This is a genomic window from Oleiphilus sp. HI0086 (genome assembly GCF_001635225.1).
Map to the genome: position 1 here is coordinate 1 of NZ_LWFZ01001294.1, position 528 is coordinate 528.

A 528-nucleotide genomic window follows, 5' to 3' on the forward strand; every position below is an offset into this window, starting at 1 on the left:
GCCTTGCTTCCAATAGTTGGAGCATTGTAGGGCAACAGGGCCGCTAATGCCGCGATGAGTGAACAGCATGTTCTCTCGAAATGTGGTGCCGTTGGTTTCCATTGTCACGTCAACCGCTAACCCTGATAAGCGTTCAGTAAGCGCTTTGGTTTGATCGGTGAAAATGAAAGGGACTAATCCCGCTGAACGTTCTTTGAGAGGCAGGTTAAATTGTTCGGCAATATCGTAGCCAAAGCCGCTTGAACCTAGTGTAGGAATGGATAGGCCACCGGTTGCGATCACCAAGGAACGGCACGTGAAAACACCGGCGTTAGAGCGAAGTATATAGCGCTGCTCATCACTTTCGTCTAGGGTTTCGATAAACTCCACCTGGCATTTGGTTTTGATCTCGACACCGGCGTCGCTGCACTCATCGAGTAGCATCTTCAGAATATCTTTTGCTGAATTATCGCAGAACAGCTCGCCATGAGAGCGTTCATGATAAGAGATGCCATGTTTATCGACCAGGCCGATGAAGTCCCATTGGGT

At 49.2% G+C, this 528-nt stretch carries 1 protein-coding gene; it reads right to left on the reverse strand.

Going from position 1 to position 528, the window contains the following annotated elements; genetic code table 11:
* A partial coding sequence (locus A3756_RS22235; RefSeq protein ID WP_197481469.1) for an NAD(P)/FAD-dependent oxidoreductase occupies positions 1–528 on the reverse strand: 528 nt, incomplete at both ends.